Source organism: Mangrovibacter phragmitis, from assembly GCF_040429585.1.
Classification (GTDB): Bacteria; Pseudomonadota; Gammaproteobacteria; order Enterobacterales; family Enterobacteriaceae; genus Mangrovibacter; species Mangrovibacter phragmitis.
Genome location: NZ_CP134782.1, coordinates 4,560,442 through 4,576,784, shown reverse-complemented (window position 1 = coordinate 4,576,784; position 16,343 = coordinate 4,560,442). Strand labels below are relative to the sequence as shown.

The 16,343-nt window shown below is 49.3% G+C and carries 17 protein-coding genes and 2 tRNA genes; 9 read left to right on the top strand and 10 right to left on the bottom strand.

What is annotated here, in order from left to right; all coding sequences use genetic code 11:
• Positions 1-11: 11 nt before the first annotated feature.
• Positions 12-88 (top strand) — tRNA-Asp (locus MPHASIOC01_RS22150).
• A gap of 140 nt (positions 89-228) precedes the next feature.
• Here MPHASIOC01_RS22150 and yafC read toward each other — a convergent pair.
• On the bottom strand, positions 229-1,161 hold the full coding sequence (gene yafC, locus MPHASIOC01_RS22145) for a DNA-binding transcriptional regulator YafC (RefSeq protein ID WP_353613310.1): 933 nt from the start codon (positions 1,159-1,161) through the stop codon (positions 229-231).
• A 213-nt stretch (positions 1,162-1,374) separates the two neighbouring features.
• On the opposite strand from yafC, the gene MPHASIOC01_RS22140 reads away from it, so the two are divergent.
• Entirely contained in the window at positions 1,375-2,172 is a 798-nt protein-coding gene (locus MPHASIOC01_RS22140) for an endonuclease/exonuclease/phosphatase family protein (RefSeq protein ID WP_064596488.1), read from the top strand.
• 89 nt (positions 2,173-2,261) lie between these two features.
• On the opposite strand, the gene mltD is transcribed toward MPHASIOC01_RS22140, so the two are convergent.
• Together mltD and gloB are read right to left on the bottom strand one after the other, a co-directional pair.
• Entirely contained in the window at positions 2,262-3,626 is a 1,365-nt protein-coding gene (mltD, locus tag MPHASIOC01_RS22135) for a murein transglycosylase D (protein ID WP_064596483.1), read from the bottom strand.
• A gap of 69 nt (positions 3,627-3,695) precedes the next feature.
• Entirely contained in the window at positions 3,696-4,451 is a 756-nt protein-coding gene (gene gloB / locus MPHASIOC01_RS22130) for a hydroxyacylglutathione hydrolase (protein ID WP_064596481.1), read from the bottom strand.
• Positions 4,452-4,488: 37 nt separating this feature from the next.
• On the opposite strand from gloB, the gene MPHASIOC01_RS22125 reads away from it, so the two are divergent.
• On the top strand, positions 4,489-5,229 hold the full coding sequence (locus tag MPHASIOC01_RS22125) for a class I SAM-dependent methyltransferase (protein WP_353613309.1): 741 nt from the start codon (positions 4,489-4,491) through the stop codon (positions 5,227-5,229).
• Here MPHASIOC01_RS22125 and rnhA read toward each other — a convergent pair.
• A complete protein-coding gene (gene rnhA, locus MPHASIOC01_RS22120) occupies positions 5,208-5,780 on the bottom strand; it encodes a ribonuclease HI (RefSeq protein ID WP_074388782.1) in 573 nt (190 codons plus the stop codon). The genes MPHASIOC01_RS22125 and rnhA overlap by 22 nt on opposite strands.
• Here rnhA and dnaQ point away from each other — a divergent pair.
• A complete protein-coding gene (gene dnaQ, locus MPHASIOC01_RS22115; protein ID WP_064596526.1) occupies positions 5,734-6,462 on the top strand; it encodes a DNA polymerase III subunit epsilon in 729 nt (242 codons plus the stop codon). The two genes, rnhA and dnaQ, sit on opposite strands and share 47 nt — an antisense overlap.
• A 124-nt stretch (positions 6,463-6,586) precedes the next feature.
• Positions 6,587-6,663, top strand: a tRNA-Asp gene (locus tag MPHASIOC01_RS22110).
• 338 nt (positions 6,664-7,001) lie between these two features.
• On the opposite strand, the gene MPHASIOC01_RS22105 is transcribed toward MPHASIOC01_RS22110, so the two are convergent.
• Positions 7,002-7,379: a hypothetical protein gene (locus MPHASIOC01_RS22105; protein ID WP_064596471.1), complete on the bottom strand. Its 378-nt coding sequence runs from the start codon at positions 7,377-7,379 to the stop codon at positions 7,002-7,004.
• A 239-nt stretch (positions 7,380-7,618) separates the two neighbouring features.
• Positions 7,619-9,103 (bottom strand): NCS1 family nucleobase:cation symporter-1, encoded by a 1,485-nt coding sequence (locus MPHASIOC01_RS22100; RefSeq protein WP_064596469.1) that lies wholly within the window; start codon positions 9,101-9,103, stop codon positions 7,619-7,621.
• Positions 9,104-9,248: 145 nt separating this feature from the next.
• Here MPHASIOC01_RS22100 and MPHASIOC01_RS22095 point away from each other — a divergent pair, with 145 nt between their 5' ends.
• Genes MPHASIOC01_RS22095 through puuE form a run of 3 tightly spaced genes read left to right on the top strand, consistent with a single transcriptional unit; the run spans position 9,249 to position 11,691 of the window.
• Positions 9,249-9,968, top strand: a complete 720-nt coding sequence (locus tag MPHASIOC01_RS22095; RefSeq protein WP_064596467.1) for a GntR family transcriptional regulator — start codon at positions 9,249-9,251, stop codon at positions 9,966-9,968.
• Positions 9,965-10,717, top strand: a complete 753-nt coding sequence (locus MPHASIOC01_RS22090; RefSeq protein WP_064596465.1) for an aspartate/glutamate racemase family protein — start codon at positions 9,965-9,967, stop codon at positions 10,715-10,717. The genes MPHASIOC01_RS22095 and MPHASIOC01_RS22090 overlap by 4 nt, the downstream gene beginning before the upstream one ends.
• Before the next feature lie 17 nt (positions 10,718-10,734).
• The gene (gene puuE / locus MPHASIOC01_RS22085; RefSeq protein WP_064596463.1) at positions 10,735-11,691 is read left to right on the top strand and encodes an allantoinase PuuE; all 957 of its coding nucleotides are present in this window, start codon (positions 10,735-10,737) and stop codon (positions 11,689-11,691) included.
• 42 nt (positions 11,692-11,733) lie between these two features.
• On the opposite strand, the gene hpxZ is transcribed toward puuE, so the two are convergent.
• From hpxZ to MPHASIOC01_RS22065, 4 genes are read right to left on the bottom strand one after another with little or no spacing between them, the layout of a single operon-like run.
• Positions 11,734-12,117: an oxalurate catabolism protein HpxZ gene (gene hpxZ, locus MPHASIOC01_RS22080; protein ID WP_064596461.1), complete on the bottom strand. Its 384-nt coding sequence runs from the start codon at positions 12,115-12,117 to the stop codon at positions 11,734-11,736.
• Entirely contained in the window at positions 12,114-13,502 is a 1,389-nt protein-coding gene (locus MPHASIOC01_RS22075; protein ID WP_064596459.1) for an AtzE family amidohydrolase, read from the bottom strand. The genes hpxZ and MPHASIOC01_RS22075 overlap by 4 nt, the downstream gene beginning before the upstream one ends.
• Positions 13,499-13,687, bottom strand: a complete 189-nt coding sequence (gene hpxX, locus MPHASIOC01_RS22070) for an oxalurate catabolism protein HpxX (protein WP_064596457.1) — start codon at positions 13,685-13,687, stop codon at positions 13,499-13,501. Before hpxX ends, MPHASIOC01_RS22075 begins: the two co-directional genes overlap by 4 nt.
• A gap of 9 nt (positions 13,688-13,696) precedes the next feature.
• Positions 13,697-15,283, bottom strand: coding sequence for a gamma-glutamyltransferase family protein (locus tag MPHASIOC01_RS22065; RefSeq protein WP_064596455.1), 1,587 nt, complete (start codon positions 15,281-15,283; stop codon positions 13,697-13,699).
• A gap of 113 nt (positions 15,284-15,396) precedes the next feature.
• Here MPHASIOC01_RS22065 and MPHASIOC01_RS22060 point away from each other — a divergent pair, with 113 nt between their 5' ends.
• Entirely contained in the window at positions 15,397-16,236 is an 840-nt protein-coding gene (locus MPHASIOC01_RS22060; RefSeq protein WP_064596453.1) for a MurR/RpiR family transcriptional regulator, read from the top strand.
• Positions 16,237-16,343: the final 107 nt, after the last annotated feature.

Sequence of the window (16,343 nt, the reverse complement as noted above, 5' to 3'; positions counted from 1 at the left end):
AAAAATTCGGTGGAGCGGTAGTTCAGTTGGTTAGAATACCTGCCTGTCACGCAGGGGGTCGCGGGTTCGAGTCCCGTCCGTTCCGCCAATTATTATTAACCCCTGAGGATACTCAGGGGTTTTTTGTATTTATCACTTATATCCCTTCAGGAAAATTGTTTTTAGTTGCTATTCAATGAATGAGAGTGGTGATCAGCAGACGATCACCACTCTCTATTTCGCGGCACTTTAGCGCTTCTGCTTCACTTGTAATAATTGTGCATTCAGAATAGCTTTATCAGTAAAGTGCTCAGTAAGAAAATCAATAAATGCACGGATACGGGTACTAATAGCCCGGTCACTGTAGTAAACGGCGCTGAATGGTGTAGGTACGGCTAACTTGTGTGCCTGTAAAACCTCAACTAACCGGCCCTGCATTATTTCCTCATCAACCATAAAGTCTGACAAGCTGGCAATACCATTCCCTCCCAGGCATAACTGCTTAATAGTTTCACCATTGTTAGCGGTTAATGTCGGGTTAATTTGCCTTAACTGGCCATTTTCATCCGGTACCGGCCATGAGTTCAGGGATATCGGCTCGGAAAATCCAATGCAGCAATGTGTGTCCAGATCTTCCGGTGTTTGAGGCGTACCATTTAATGCCAAATATTCTGGTGTGGCAACTATACGGCGATAGCTGTTAAACAACTGCCGGGCGCGTAAACTCGAATCCGATAAGTTACCTACACGGATGGCAACATCTACTTTGCGTTCAATCAGGTTGATAAAGGTTTCAGAAGAAACCAGCGATAATGTTACTTGTGGATAGCGCTCGCGAAAAGCTTTAATCAGAGGAACGAGCAAATGCAATATTACGGGTGTCGCTGCATCAATAATCAATGTTCCGGAAGGTGTCTCTTTCGTCTCCTGCACTTCGTTTTCGGCGTCAGCCATCTCCTGAAGAATATGCTGAGCCCGGCGGAAGTAACGTTTACCTTCCTCTGTCAGGCTTAACTGACGCGTCGTTCTGTTGAGCAGGTTAACCCCCAACTTCATCTCAAGGCGTTTAACTGCTCTGCTGACTGCTGAATTTGCCAGGTTAAGCTGCACTGCAGCACGGCTGAAGCTGCCGCTTTCCACAACTGCGACAAAAACGCCGAGTTCCTCAGAATTTGTTTTCATTATTGCCTCCATGGCAATAGTTAAATCAATTTATGGGTGATTTGGTGATAAAAGTACCCCGCGGTAGCACCGGCTGGCAATGAAAATACTGAAATAGCGCATCTTGCCGCATCAACGTCAGTAGATGATTGAAACTGGCTGCTAAAACTTCTATAACTGAAAAGACTGCTAACATGTTGTGTGCGGTTAAACGAAAAAAAGGTGTTTTGTAACGTGCGTAAACCGACCTATGCCATGCGCTATGTCGCAGGCCAGCCTGCGGAGAGGATTTTGCCGCCAGGGGTGTTTTCGAGCATTGGTCAGGCTCTTCCTTCCGGAGTACCGCTTACCAGTGAGGAGCGGATACGTATTCTGGTATGGAACATTTTTAAACAGCAACGGAATGAGTGGCTGTCGGTACTGAAGAATTTTGGTAAGGATGCGCATCTGGTGTTATTGCAGGAAGCCCAGACAACGCCGGAGTTGGTTGATTTCGCAACTTCGAATTACCTTGCGGCTGACCAGGTACCCGCTTTGATCCTGCCTCAACACCCTTCAGGCGTGATGACTCTTTCTTCAGCTCACCCTATCTATTGTTGTCCATTACGCGAGCGGGAGCCTATTCTGCGGCTTGCCAAGTCTGCTCTGGTCACTGTTTACCCGCTACCCGATACCCGGATGCTGATGGTCGTTAATATTCATGCCATCAACTTTACTTTAGGCGTGGATGTGTACAGCAAACAATTAGCTCCCATTCGGGAGCAAATGGCGCATCATAGTGGGCCAGTTATTATGGCGGGGGACTTCAATGCATGGAGCCGTCCCAGGATCAGTGCGCTATATGGGTTTGCCCGTGAAATGTCACTACGTGAAGTGCGTTTTAAAGATGACCAGCGTCGGCGTGCATTCGGACGCCCGCTGGATTTTGTCTTTTACCGTGGCCTGAATGTGGCGAATGCATCCGTTCTGGTTACTCAGGCATCTGACCATAACCCATTGTTAGTGGAATTTAACCCATGCAAGACAAAATAAAAAAACCACCTGTGTTGATACACTGCATGGCAGCAATATCACGACAGGTGGTTTGGCGGGCATGATGCTCATGCCATAATTCCGGCTCCTCAGGAGTCGGGGCTGGTTCCGTCGTTAACAAACAAGGTTAACTGGTCACCAGGCTTAATCGCATCAACATCCTTATTCCAGCGCATGACATCATTAATGTTGAGACCATGCCGCCTGGCTATGCTATACAGCGAGTCACCTTTTTTAACGCGATAGGTGATGCTGTCATTTTTTACCAGCCGTGAATCACTGTTCAGCGTACCTGTTTGCAGGGTCTGACCAATGTTTATCTTGCTGGATGTCAGGTTATTCCACGCCCGCAAATCACGCTCTGAGACATTCAAGCGAGCAGCAATACCAGAAAGCGTGTCACCACGCCGTACTGTATACGCGGCGCTGCTATTGCTTGCGACCAGAGACGATTGCATTGCATCGAATGTATTTGCAGCGAGAGAGCTACGAAGTTCATCCGCATGCTTTTGTGGCACCATGACATACTTCGGGCCGCTCTTGCCTAATACTTCCCCTTTGTAACCCGCATTGAATGCTTTCAGTTTTTTAAGCGACATACCTGCCATTTCGGCAAGTTGGTCCATCTGAACTGGGCTGGATACTTTCACTTTTGCCAGCGCACGGCTTTCATCCGGCGTTGGTAAGCGAACACCATAGCGCTGACTGTTTTTGAAAATCTCACTCAGCGCTAACATTTTGGGAACATAGACACGCGTTTCATGTGGCAAAGAAAGTGACCAAAAGTCTGTTGGTTTCCCACGGGCTTTGTTCGCTTTTATTGCACGCATTACCCTGCCTTCGCCGCTGTTATATGCAGCAACAGTCAATAGCCAGTCGCCGCCAAACATAGTGTTAAGGCGTTGCATCATGTCCAACGCGGCAGTTGTGGAAGCTACCACATCACGCCGCGCATCATACTCACGAGTTTGCTTTAAACCATAGTTCCTTCCCGTGCTCGGAATGATTTGCCAAATGCCTGCGGCATTAGCACCAGACGTTGCATGGGGGTTAAAAGCGCTCTCCACTATGGGTAGTAGTACCAGTTCCATCGGCATGTTACGTTTCTTAACTTGCCCGGCTATCCAGTACATATACGGCTCTGCCCGTAAAGTTACATCGTGGAGATAGCTCTTATTACTCAAATACTTCTGTTTTTGTTCGCGAATCCGGGCGTTTTCCGGAATCCCCATCTTTAGCTCGTTGCCAATGAAGGTCCACAGGTCCTGATCATGCGCGAAGGAAGTACCATCGTTCAACCATTGCGCGCTGTCCGCCTGACCTGCGAACTTTCCTGCTTCTCCTTGACCAGCCGCAGAAAGGCTCTGTGCGTGCTGTTGTATATGCCCGTCATGCTTCGACGCCTGGCACCCAACCAGCAGGACAGAGGCGATTAGAATCGCTTTTGCCTTCATGTGTGTGTCAATAGTTGCTTAAAAGACGAGCGATGATACCTGCGACTGCAAAATAACTCAACCCTGGATTTAGAAGTTATCTTTCTTTGCGCGTAACCAGGCAAAATATTGTTCAGGTTGTTGCAAAGTTGTTTCATCTTTAATTTTTTCAATTAAAACAGCATCATCTGTTCGTAGAAAAAGATTAATTTGCCGCTCCTTTTCTAGTGTGGAGGGGAGGGAAGAGTGATTTTTTTTACGTAACTTATTAACTTCATTACTGTATTTAAGTATTGCTTCATCTTCCGGAAGAATACTTAAAGAAAAGTTAATATTTGATTGCGTGTACTCATGGGCACAACAGATTAATGTTTGAGCAGGCAGTTTGTTCAATGTTCCAAGTGACTGGTACATCTGGGTTGGAGTGCCTTCGAATAGTCTTCCACACCCACCAGAAAAAAGTGTATCACCGCAAAATAGATAAGGAGAACTGTAATAACAGATATGTCCTAAAGTGTGACCGGGTGTAAATATTACCTCAAACTCAAGTCCCAATAATGGGAATTTATCGCCACCGGTCAGTATGTGCGTGGCACCTTTACTTCTGGTTTCCTCTGGCCCATAAACAACCAACTCCGGCCATGTTGCACATAATTCTGCCACACCGCCGGTGTGGTCGGCATGGTGGTGGGTAAGCAAAATCGCCACAGGTTTCCAGCCAAATTTCGCCACTGTGTCAAGCACAGGCCCTGCGTCTCCCGGGTCGACAACCAGGCATTCACCCATGTCGTTATAGAGTACCCAGATATAGTTGTCCTGAAATGCAGGAATACTGGTAAGATTCATAAATGACCTCGGTAATGCTCTCAAATGGAAGGTTTTAATGAAACCGGCAAGGACACCTTTGCCACTCCAGGCGCCTGGACAATGGGCTGAATTGCCCTGGGGTGAATACTATCGTGAAGCGCTTGAACGGCAGGTGCAACCCTGGCTTGGAAAAATGTTTGGATTCCATTTAATTAAACTGGGGAATTTGAGCGCAGAAATCAATACCAGTGAATGCGCTATATCACACCAGGTGAACGTGGCAATGCAAGGGCATGCACTTCATGTGATAGCAGATCCACTGGCGCTGCCTTTTGCCGCAAAATCTGTTGACGCCTGCTTGTTAGCCCATAGCCTCTCCTGGTGTCAGGATCCACACCGATTGCTCAGGGAAGTTGATCGTATATTGATTGACGATGGCTGGTTGATCCTGAGCGGTTTTAATCCAGTCAGCCTGTTAGGTATTGGTAAAGCAATGCCGTTTCGTAGCAAAAAGGGGGCAACTCAAAGCCGGATGTTTACTCTGGTTCGCCAGTTGGACTGGCTTTCATTGCTTAACTTTGAAGTGCTGCATTACAAGCGTTTCCATGTTCTCCCCTGGCACCGGTCAGGAGGGCGCTTGCTCTCCACTCACCTCCCGGCACTGGGTTGCATGCAGTTGATAGTGGCACGGAAAAGAACGATTCCATTAACGATGACCCCAATGTCTGCCAGAAAATCACGGGCGTCGTTGCGACCGGCGGTAACTGCATCCCGCCAGTACCGAAACAGGACTGATCACCCGTTTTCAGATAAATAGCCCGTATCTTCCTGTGATGGCGAACCTGCGGCTGTGCGTGCCAGTTCGTCACATCGCTCATTTTCCGGATGGCCGGCATGGCCCTTTACCCATTCCCATTTAATATTGTGCTGGCTGAGAGCGCTGTCCAGCCGTTTCCACAGATCAACATTTTTGACTGGCTTCTTATCTGCGGTTTTCCAGCCACGCTTTTTCCAGTTATGGATCCAGGAGGTAATTCCCTGACGAACATACTGACTGTCCGTGCTCAGTGTGATATCACAGTGTTCCTTAATGGCTTCGAGTGCGACGATCGCCGCCATTAACTCCATTCTATTATTCGTTGTGAGATAGTACCCTTCACTGAAGGTTTTTTCGTGTTGTTTATAACGTAAAATCGCACCGTAGCCACCAGGGCCTGGGTTCCCTAAGCAGGAGCCGTCGGTGAAAATTTCTACCTGTTTACGCATTCTGGTAAACTTCCCGGGTCTGAAGAAAAAACTAAGTCTGACACAAATGAGCGCTATGAGCACAGAAATCACAAGACAGATCGTTCTTGATACTGAAACCACAGGTATGAACCAGGTAGGGGCGCACTACGAAGGGCATCGTATTATCGAAATTGGTGCTGTTGAAGTGATTAACCGCCGCCTGACAGGCAACAACTTTCATATTTATCTCAAGCCTGACCGTTTGGTGGATCCGGAAGCCTTTATGGTTCACGGTATTTCAGATGAGTTCCTCGCATATCAGCCTGTATTTGCCGATGTTGTTGATGATTTTCTTGATTACATCCGTGGGGCTGAACTGGTTATCCATAATGCATCGTTTGATATCGGCTTTATGGATTATGAGTTTGGCATGCTCAATAAGGGCATTGGCAAAACAGAGACATTCTGTAAAGTTACAGACAGCCTGGCTCTGGCGCGGCGTATGTTCCCCGGCAAACGTAACAGCTTGGATGCTTTGTGCTCGCGCTACGAAATAGATAACAGTAAACGAACGTTGCACGGGGCATTACTCGATGCCCAGATTCTGGCTGATGTCTATCTGACCATGACCGGCGGGCAAACCAGCATCAAATTTGCGATGGAAGGCGATGCACAGCAGGCCGTGGACTCAACAGGTATACAACGTGTGGTTCGCGCTGGCGGGTTGAAAATTATCAGAGCAACAGATGAAGAATGCGTGGCGCATGAATCTCGTCTGGACCTGGTGCAGAAAAAAGGTGGCAGCTGCATGTGGCGCGCATGATGGTGTGCAAAATCCGGCCGTTCAGGTGAATTTTGCGCCAAACAGTCAAAATAGAAAGAAAAAGCGTTGACGCTTCTGTAAGGTATCCGTAATATCCGCATCGTTCCCGACGGGGAACAATCGCGGAGCGGTAGTTCAGTTGGTTAGAATACCTGCCTGTCACGCAGGGGGTCGCGGGTTCGAGTCCCGTCCGTTCCGCCACTATTCCAGCGCCATGTTAATTTCTAACATGGCGCTTTTTCGTTTACGACCCCTTATCATGTTTGTTCTGCTACTGTTGCAGTAGTCTGCCTGCATGGCAAAAGTGATTTTCCCATTGTGTGGCAATACCCGGTGAAGCAAAAATCTGTATTTGCCTGAAGAGGCGTTGATTGCGCCAGGCATAAGGTGATGAGAGGCTATTCTGGGTAGCGAGTTGGCGTGAAGATAGCAAGAAGCCTGCTATGGTTATAGGAACAATAATTTAACTGAATAGAGAATTATTGCGAGAATAAGAAAGTCACCAACAACAGTGGTGACTTTTCAGTTTTGGCGCTTTATTAAGAAATAATTTGTGACGTCGGGGTATTCTGCGTGAAGGTTTTGCAGTTGTCCGGGTTCAGCGTCAGCCCCAGTTTACTTGAAGCCAGTTCGTTTTCAGTATGTGTCCCGGCAAACTGGAAACCACGTTTAATCAGATTTGTTGTGTAGTACTTATTATACATAAATGCCCAGACAATCATGGCAACCGTAGAACCGATACCCATCGTGACTAATGCCAGAATGAGTAAAATAATAAATACCCCTATAAACGTTTTAAAATCTTTTCTGAAAAGCGCCGGAATACAACCGAAGAAAAACGTTGTCCATGAAAAACCATAGAAGCCATGTAAGTGCTCACCCGTTTTCGGGTTTTCCATATTGATTTTAACAGCCATTAATTATTTCCTGAAAGTGAAGAAGAGTGCGGCATGCATGTGTGCTTGTCGGGTAGGGTTTATAACATAGCTATGTTTAATTGTTATTTGATAAATATCAAAAATATTCTTTTAAGGTGGTGGTGTTAACTTTTTTGAGTGGAGGATATTTCGAATAGGGAAATTTATTCTGCCAGGTAATCAGCTAAACAGAGTGTTGATGGTGCCAGAGCGGCTATTCTGGCACCATTAGCGAGATGTTATTCCTGATGTACAGTAATTACCTGGGTCAGTGTGTCGGAATTTTCAACACGATCATTACGTGCAATCCAGCGGTAGCTCCCGGCCGCCAAAAACGCACCGATAAACCAACTGAAATTTGCCACGGCATGTAATGACGGGATAAAGCTGATAATCAGGCAAACTACGACGGAAGGAATCAATGCAGCAATCGCTTTCGGGTTGAACCCATTGTTGTACCAGTAAGGGCCTTCCTGAGATACGCTAAATAAAGCATCTACGTTAATTGTGCCACGTTTAATCAAATAAAAGTCAGCAAGCAAAATCCCAAACAATGGGCCAATGAAAGAGCCCAGAACATCCAGTGTGTAATGGATTAACTCTGGTGACTGGAACAGATTCCACGGTGTCAATAGCACGGAGCCCACTGCAGCAATCATGCCCCCGGTACGAAAACTGATTTTTTGGGGAGAGCAGTTTGAGAAGTCAAAAGCAGGTGAAACAAAGTTAGCGACAATATTAATCCCAATAGTGGCAGTTATCATTGTCAACAAACCAATCGCCATTGCCAGACTATTTCCCACATGGCTGACTGTCTCGATAGGGTCGGTAATCATTTTGCCAAATAACGATTGTGTACCAGAAACAATAATGACAGTAACAATGGAAAAGAGCAGGAAATTAAATGGCAGCCCCCAACGGTTACCACGGCGAATCTCATTCATGTTTTTCGCATAACGGGAGAAGTCACCAAAATTGAGTAGTGGTCCGGAAAAATAGGAGACAACCAGCGCAGTTGCGGTAATCATTTCCCACACTTGAGCTGAAGGGCTGAGTGTTTTACTGGACAGCGTAAAAGAAATACCATCCAGCCCGGTCTGGTAAAGGATCCAACCAGCAAGACACATCATCACAACATAGACGGCCGGGCCTGCCACATCAATAAACCGCTTGATGGCATCCATGCCGTGCCAGAACACCATCGCCTGCAGTACCCACATAATGCCAAAGCAAATCCAGCCCAGATGCGAAAGGCCCAGAAAGTGATTCTGTGTCATTGGGGCGAGGGAAGGCCAAAATTTCAGGATAACCAACATCAGTGCATTTGCCGCAAGGTATGTCTGAATGCCGTACCAGGCAAACGCAATCAAACCACGGATTACTGCTGGAATATTGGCACCAAATACCCCGAAAGCCTGGCGGCTGATAACAGCATAAGGCACGCCGGCCATCTGGCTGGGTTTGGCAACCAGGTTAGCGCATACCTGAACAATACAAATACCGACCAACAGGCATAACAGCACTTGCCAGCTTGATAAACCTAATGCAAAGAAACTGGCGGCAACAACATAACCTCCCATGCTGTGAACATCGGACATCCAGAATGAAAAGATGTTGTACCAGGTCCAGCTTTGTTGGCGAGTGGGCGCCAGATCTTCATTACACAATTTGGGGCTGTAGCCTGCATTGGGGTTATCAGCAGTTGTATGGTGTACGTTTGGCATGGATTCTGCTCCTTTACTTGATAGCAGGTGATGATGGTGTATGCGATAACCATTGCAGGAACCAGGCCAGGTTCATATTTTTTGTGTACTTATTTTATATATATTGTATACAAGATAGGAAATGCATTGTGTACGGGAGTAATGAATGAGGCAGCAGGATGTGGGGCAACCCCAGCAAGAGCAACAAGATAAAGAAGCAGAAATATGGCAATCATTAATGCAGGCAATCGTTGAACATCAACTTCCCCCTGGATGTAAGCTTCCTGAGGAAGCGCTGGCTGAAGCCTTTGGTGTGAGCCGAACAGGGATCAGAAAGGTGCTGACTCGCCTTGCAACAGTGCAAATGGTGACGATGACGCCCCGGCGTGGTGCGTTTGTGGCAAGCCCGGGCGTAGAAGAATCAAAACAAATTTTTCGCACCCGCGCGTTACTCGAATGTGCCAATTTACCCGATGTCGTGTCACATATTCAGCCTCCCCATATTGCTGCGTTGGAAAACATTACTCAGCGTGAAGAACTGGCTCATCGCGAACATGATGGCGCGGCAGCAATTCGTTACTCTGCGGATTTCCATATTCAACTCCATGCTATTTCTGGCAATGCCGTGATGGTTGAGACGCTGACGCGCCTGACCCGGCGTTCCTCATTAGTGATTGCCGCCTGGGGCGCACCATGGCAGCAGGGGTGCCGGTGCGATGACCATGGTGTGTTGATTAACGCGTTACGCCAAAAGGACACAGACAGGCTGGTATTGTGTATGCAACAGCACTTTGAAGACATCCTCCAGAGCCTGCATTTTGAACGAAGTGGTGAAACGGTGCCTGATTTCACGCGGTTATTCGGTATACAAGGGGCAAACAGATGACCACATTTCGTATTCAGGTTATCAACCCTAATACCAGCCTGGCTATGACACAGACTATTGGCGAGGCAGCCCGTATGGTTGCCAGTACGGGGACTGAAATTTTGTCCGTTTGCCCTTCTCATGGTGTGCCGTCTATTGAAGGCCACTTTGATGAAGCTATTGGGGCGATGGGAGTACTGGAGCAGGTTACTCTGGGAGAGCGCGCAGGGGTTGACGGGCATATTATTGCCTGTTTTGGTGACCCGGGGTTACTGGCTGCACGTGAACTGGCAACCGGCCCGGTGGTCGGCATAGCGGAAGCGGCTATGCATATGGCAACACTGGTTGCGACACGTTTTTCCATTGTCACTACACTGCCTCGTACTGTGATTATCGCCCGTCATTTATTACGCCAGTATGGTTTCGAACACCACTGTCAGGCGGTTCATGCTATTGATTTACCTGTGTTGTCTTTAGAGGATGGCACGGGTTTTGCTCAACAAAAGGTTCGGGAGCGTTGTATACAGGCCAAAGCGCAGGATAATTGTGGCGCGATTGTGCTGGGTTGTGGCGGAATGGCAAACCTGGCGCGAGAGCTGAGCCATGAACTGAGTATTCCGGTCATTGATGGCGTGAGTGCTGCGGTCAAAATGGTGGAAGCCCTGCTTGGCCTGGGGCTGGGCACCAGCAAGCATGGGGATTTGGCAAAACCCAATCCCAAACCACTAACTGGCCCGTATGCAATCTTCAATGATCCATCTGTGATGTAAAAAGAGGAAAGTAAGGCATGCAATCAGAACAAGAAAATAACCCCTGGCCTTTTACACAAAACTACCCGCGCGACATGCTCGGTTATGCAGGGAAACCGCCTCATCCGCACTGGCCTGGTGGTGCCCGCCTGGCGATTCAGTTTGTCCTGAATTATGAAGAGGGTAGTGAAAACAACGTATTACATGGTGACTCTGGTTCAGAGCAGTTTCTGTCAGATATCATTGGTGCGGCCAGCTATCCGGACCGGCATATGTCGATGGATTCGCTCTATGAGTATGGTTCGCGAGCTGGTTTCTGGCGTATCCACAACGAATTTCAACGTCGCGGGCTGACCATGACTATTTTTGGTGTGGCGATGGCGCTGGCGCGTAATCCGGAAGTCGTCCAGGCAATCAAAAACGCAGACTATGATGTGGTCAGCCATGGCTGGCGCTGGCTTCATTATCAAAATATTGATGAACAAACAGAACGCCAGCATATGCTGCAGGCAATTGAAACCCTGGAAAACTTGTTTGGTAAGAAACCATCGGGTTGGTATACCGGGCGCGACAGCCCAAACACACGACGGCTGGTGGTTGAACAAGGGTGTTTTCAGTATGACAGTGATTATTATGGCGACGATTTACCTTTCTGGAGTGAAGTAACTTGCCAGGATGGCACGGTAAAACCTCATCTGATAGTGCCTTATACGCTGGATGCGAACGACATGCGCTTCGCCACCGCACAAGGGTTTAATACAGCGGAGCAGTTCTATACTTACCTTAAAGACAGCTTCGACGTGTTATATGAAGAAGGCGCACAGGCGCCGAAGATGATGTCAGTGGGTATGCATTGCCGGTTATTAGGCCGCCCTGGCCGCTTCCGGGCACTGCAACGTTTCCTGGATTATATCCAGGGCTTCGACGACGTCTGGGTATGCCGCAGGCAGGATATTGCTGACCACTGGATAAAAACGCATCCGTGGCAAAAGTAAATGCAACGGGATGGCTCCACCGGCCATCCCGCAATAAACACCTCAGCCCATTTTACTGACATGGGCGGCAACAATCCGCCAGCCAAACGCGAACTTCACCCAGGTTTGCATCTGGCGGCCAATACTCTCACTACCTTCACGGGTGAACTCGGTGCAGGTCACTGCCATATCTTCACCAAACGTAGTGATAGTGGTATTACGCAGTGTGCGATCCAGCCCTTTGGGGGAACGGGCCTGGCGAAAGGCCCGGATCTCTGCGATACCATAGAGATTTTCTGTTGCGCCATAACGCACAGTGCGCGCATCCTCCCAAAAGAGCTCATCCAGCACGTCGACATCATTACTGATCAACGCCTGCTCATAACGATAAAACGCGGCGGTGACTTCGTTTAAAATAGCCTGTCTGTCGATATTATCTCTGTTCATGGAACACAATCCTGTACCGGCGCTGCCTGGCAAATATTCTGTAAAACAAGTGACTGAGCAGCCTGCAGGCAGCGTTTCTCCTGCCACGGGGCACCAATCAGTTGTACACCAATGGGCAAACCTCCTGTTGTGATGAGAGGAACGGTGACAACAGGCAGGCCCAAAAATGAAATCGGTTGGGTCAACATACCCATACTGGCTTTGACTGGCAAATCACACTGGTTGATGCGCATGGTCTGCTGGCCAATCTCCGTAGCGCAGCAAGGGGTCGCCGGGGCGATCAGAATATCAAAGTTATTAAACAACGGGAGTGTTATATCGCGGAACCAGGCCCGGAAGCGTTGTGCCTGGGTATACCAGGCTGAAGGCGTCATCGCACCCGCAAGCAGACGATCTCTGGAATTTGGTTCAAATTCTTCCGGCTTTGTGCGCAGCAAAGGTAAATAGTGGTTGCCACCTTCTGCAGCAGAGAGCAGGAAAGCGGCTGAACGTGCCATTTCGGCCTGCGGCAGTGTAATGCTCTCTGCTGCCTGTAATCCTCTGGCAACCCGGTTGACGGCATCTCTGGCATCGTTATCGCACCAGGTGTCAAAATAATCGCCCAGAACAACGCAACGTAAAGGCCGTTCCGGCGTCAAATCTTGCCCGATTAATGCCGGGGCGCGGCGCGCCTGAAAGTGATCATGAGGATCATCACCCTGAAGCACATCATAAACCAGGGCCAGATCTTCCACATGGCGCGCCATAGGGCCAATATGATCAAGGCTCGCGACAAAAGGCTGGCTACCACTGCGGGAAAGACGGCCGAAGGTCGGTTTCAGGCCAAAAATGCCACACAACGAGGAAGGCACACGAATTGACCCGTTGGTGTCAGTGCCCAACGAGAAATTCACCAGCCCGGCGGCAACTGCAGCGGCAGAACCACCAGAAGACCCTCCGGCGACCCGGCTAAGATCATGGGGATTATGGGTTGCCCCATAGTGTGTGTTCTCGGTAGTAAAGCCGTAGGCATAAGCATCCATATTGAGTGCCCCTGCCAGGGACGCCCCTGCGTGCTGTAATTGCCTGATGGCGAAAGCATCATGGCTGGCTGGTGGGTTATCGCGAAATAATCGGGCACCGGCCAGAGTGGTTATCCCGCTAATATCAAATAAATTTTTAACAGCGTAGGGAACACCCGCAAGTGGGGGGAGTTCCTCATTACGGGCAATGCACTGGTCTGTATGTGCGGCTTCATCCAGCATGCGCTGCTGGGTAACATGGGTAAACGCGTTGATAGCCGGATTCATGCGTTCAATGTCTGCAAGTGCCTGTGTTGCCAGCTCAGTGGCAGAAAATGATTTCTCGCGCAGGCCTTGTTGAATATCACTTATCCGCAAACTCATAACTGATATACCCCTGCGACTTCCTGGCGCTGGTCCAGCTTAAAGTCCATTAATGGTTGTGCCATCTCATTAATACGGCGCAACTGTACTTCCAGCTCTGCCCGGCGTGCATCATCCAGCGGCATATCCAGTATTTGGGCCATTAACGTAATATAGCCAGGCCAGTCAAAATCGGTTGTTTGCATGTTCTCTCCTTAAAATCCGGCGGCACTGCCATTGCTGCGTGGGTCGTAAGCACCTTCCAGCATACCGTTGGTATGGCGCACAATTGCTCCGGCATGGCCAACGGCCTCGCTGAAGTCATCCAGCGCTTCCACTTCGTGGCCCATGGCGCGTAAGGCTTCAAATGTTCGTGGGCTGAAGCGGTTCTCCAGTTTCAGGCTGTCGGAAGATTGCCCCCAGGTGCGGCCCAGCAGCCAGCGGGGAGCGGAAACGGCTTGTTGAAGTGGTACACCTTGCAGTACATAGCGCGTAAACAGTGCGGCCTGGGTTTGTGGTTGCCCGTCACCTCCCATTGAGCCGTAAACCATTACTCTGCCATCGGCCAGGCGCACAGCCGCCGGGTTGAGCGTGTGAAAAGGTTGCTTGCCAGGCGATAAGGCCAGAATATGTTGGGGATCCAGGCTGAATGCTGCCCCGCGGTTTTGCCACAGCACACCGCTTTGAGGCAGCACCACTCCGCTGCCAAATTCATGGTAAATGCTCTGAATAAAAGAAACCGCTAATCCGTTATTATCAATAACGCCCATCCATACGGTATCTCCCGGGCCTTTACCGGTTCCCCAGGGAGCCGCCTGGTTATCATCAATTTCAGCTGCCATATTTTCTAAATTTTCCGGATCAAGCAGACTTTGTACCGGGCGGGTAACATGGCGAGGATCCGTAATATACTGATCCCGAAGAGCAAATGCTTTTTTCGTGGCTTCAACAATCCGATGAATCGTTTGTACTTCGCTCGCCTGTGTCATTTCCATCCCGGCTGTAATACCCAGAATGGCCAGCGAAACCAGCCCCTGAGTCGGAGGCGCAAGGTTATAGACATCACCTTGTGGGTGAGACAGGTGTAATGGTAACCGGCGGTGGGCACGGTGTGCGGCCAGGTCCTGCAATGTAACCGGGATGCCCAATTCTTCCAGTTCCTGGGCCATCTGGCTGGCGAGGGGGCCGCGGTAAAAACTCTCCAGGCCTTCTGTTGTTAAACGCGTGAGTGTTTGCGCCAGGCGTGGCTGACAAAAACGGCTACCGGCAATTGGCACTTCACCGCGGGAAAGAAATGTCTGCGCGAATCCCGGCACGTTTACCAGCTCATGGTATTTCCCCTGAGTGGCAATCGCCTGTGATTGCGTGACGGGTATCCCGTCTGACGCATAGCGAATGGCATCGGCCAGTAAACGGGAAAGAGGAAGTTGCCCGCCACCTAATTCCTGTGAAATCTGCAGCGCTTCCTGCCAGCCACTGACAGTACCTGGCACGGTTAGTGCAGCACGAGGGCCACGGTGAGGAATATGTGTTTCATTGGCGTAGAATTCCATTGAAGCCAGGGAGCCTGCCGCACCACTCGCGTCGATGGCGACTGGTTCGCCTTCAGGTGGAACAATTAACCAGAAACCATCGCCACCAATACCATTCATATGCGGGTAGGTGACGGCAATGGTGGCAGCCGCAGCCACCATGGCTTCAATTGCATCACCACCGTGACGTAATACGGACAGGGCGGTTTCACTCGCCAGGTGGTGTGGCGTAACTGCCATACCTGAAGGGGCCATGTTGCTTTGTATCATCGTTTATGTCTCTTGCTCAGGGGTACATTAATAATAAGCAAGAGGCGTTCCAGAATGACGCGAAATGTTTCATTATACTCAAGTCCGTTGCAACAAAAGTTACAGGAGAATCCATGAAACAACTGGATGAGCGTCTTAGGGCCAGCTATGCCCAGCTTTCCCCACAAGAACAGCGAGTGGCCGGGTTTATCATGGATCACTTCGATGACTTGATAAGCTATAACAGTGCTGAACTGGCAAGGCTGAGTGGGGTTTCGAAAGCGACAGTCAGCAGGCTGTTTAAACGCCTGGGGTATGACCGCTATAAAGTCATGCGTGATGAATTACGTACATTGCGCCAAAGCGGTATGCCCCTGACAGAAAACCGTGATGCGGTGCAGGGCAACACACTGCTGGCACGTCACTATAAACAAGAAATGGCGAACCTGACGCACTGGGTCAACACCCTTGATGCTACACAATTCAGCAGTATTATTTCTGCTTTGGCGGCCGCAAAACGTATTCTGATTGTTGGCTTACGTAACAGTTGGCCTGTCGCTCTGCACCTGCGCCAGCAATTGCTGCAAAGCCGTGGCAATGTCTATGTACTTCCTCAGCCCGGGCAAACTTTGTCTGAAGAGTTGGTAGACATCAGCCCCAGTGATTGTGTTGTTATGGTGGCCTTTCGCCGCCGCCCGCGCATTATCCGCCCAATACTCAATGACCTGGCGCAGCGTGGTATTCCGCTGCTGGTCATCAGTGAGCCGCAGGCCAGTACTCTGAAAGGCATTGGTGGCTGGCATCTTGAAGCTCCACTCGACAGCGTGTCGGCATTTGATTGCTACAGCAGTGCAATGAGCCTGGTAAATTTATTGGCAAATGCACTGTTACACCACAGCCTGGCAGATGGCAGGCAACGTATCCATCAGATAGCGGAACTGTATGGTTCTCTTGATGAACTGGAACAACGTTGAATTGCACTACCGTGGTGCCATTGCACCACGGTAGTGCTCGTTTTTGGGTCGTTCTTTCTCATTGTTCCTGCTGTAACTTTTCTGAAAAATAAATATTTTACCTGTAG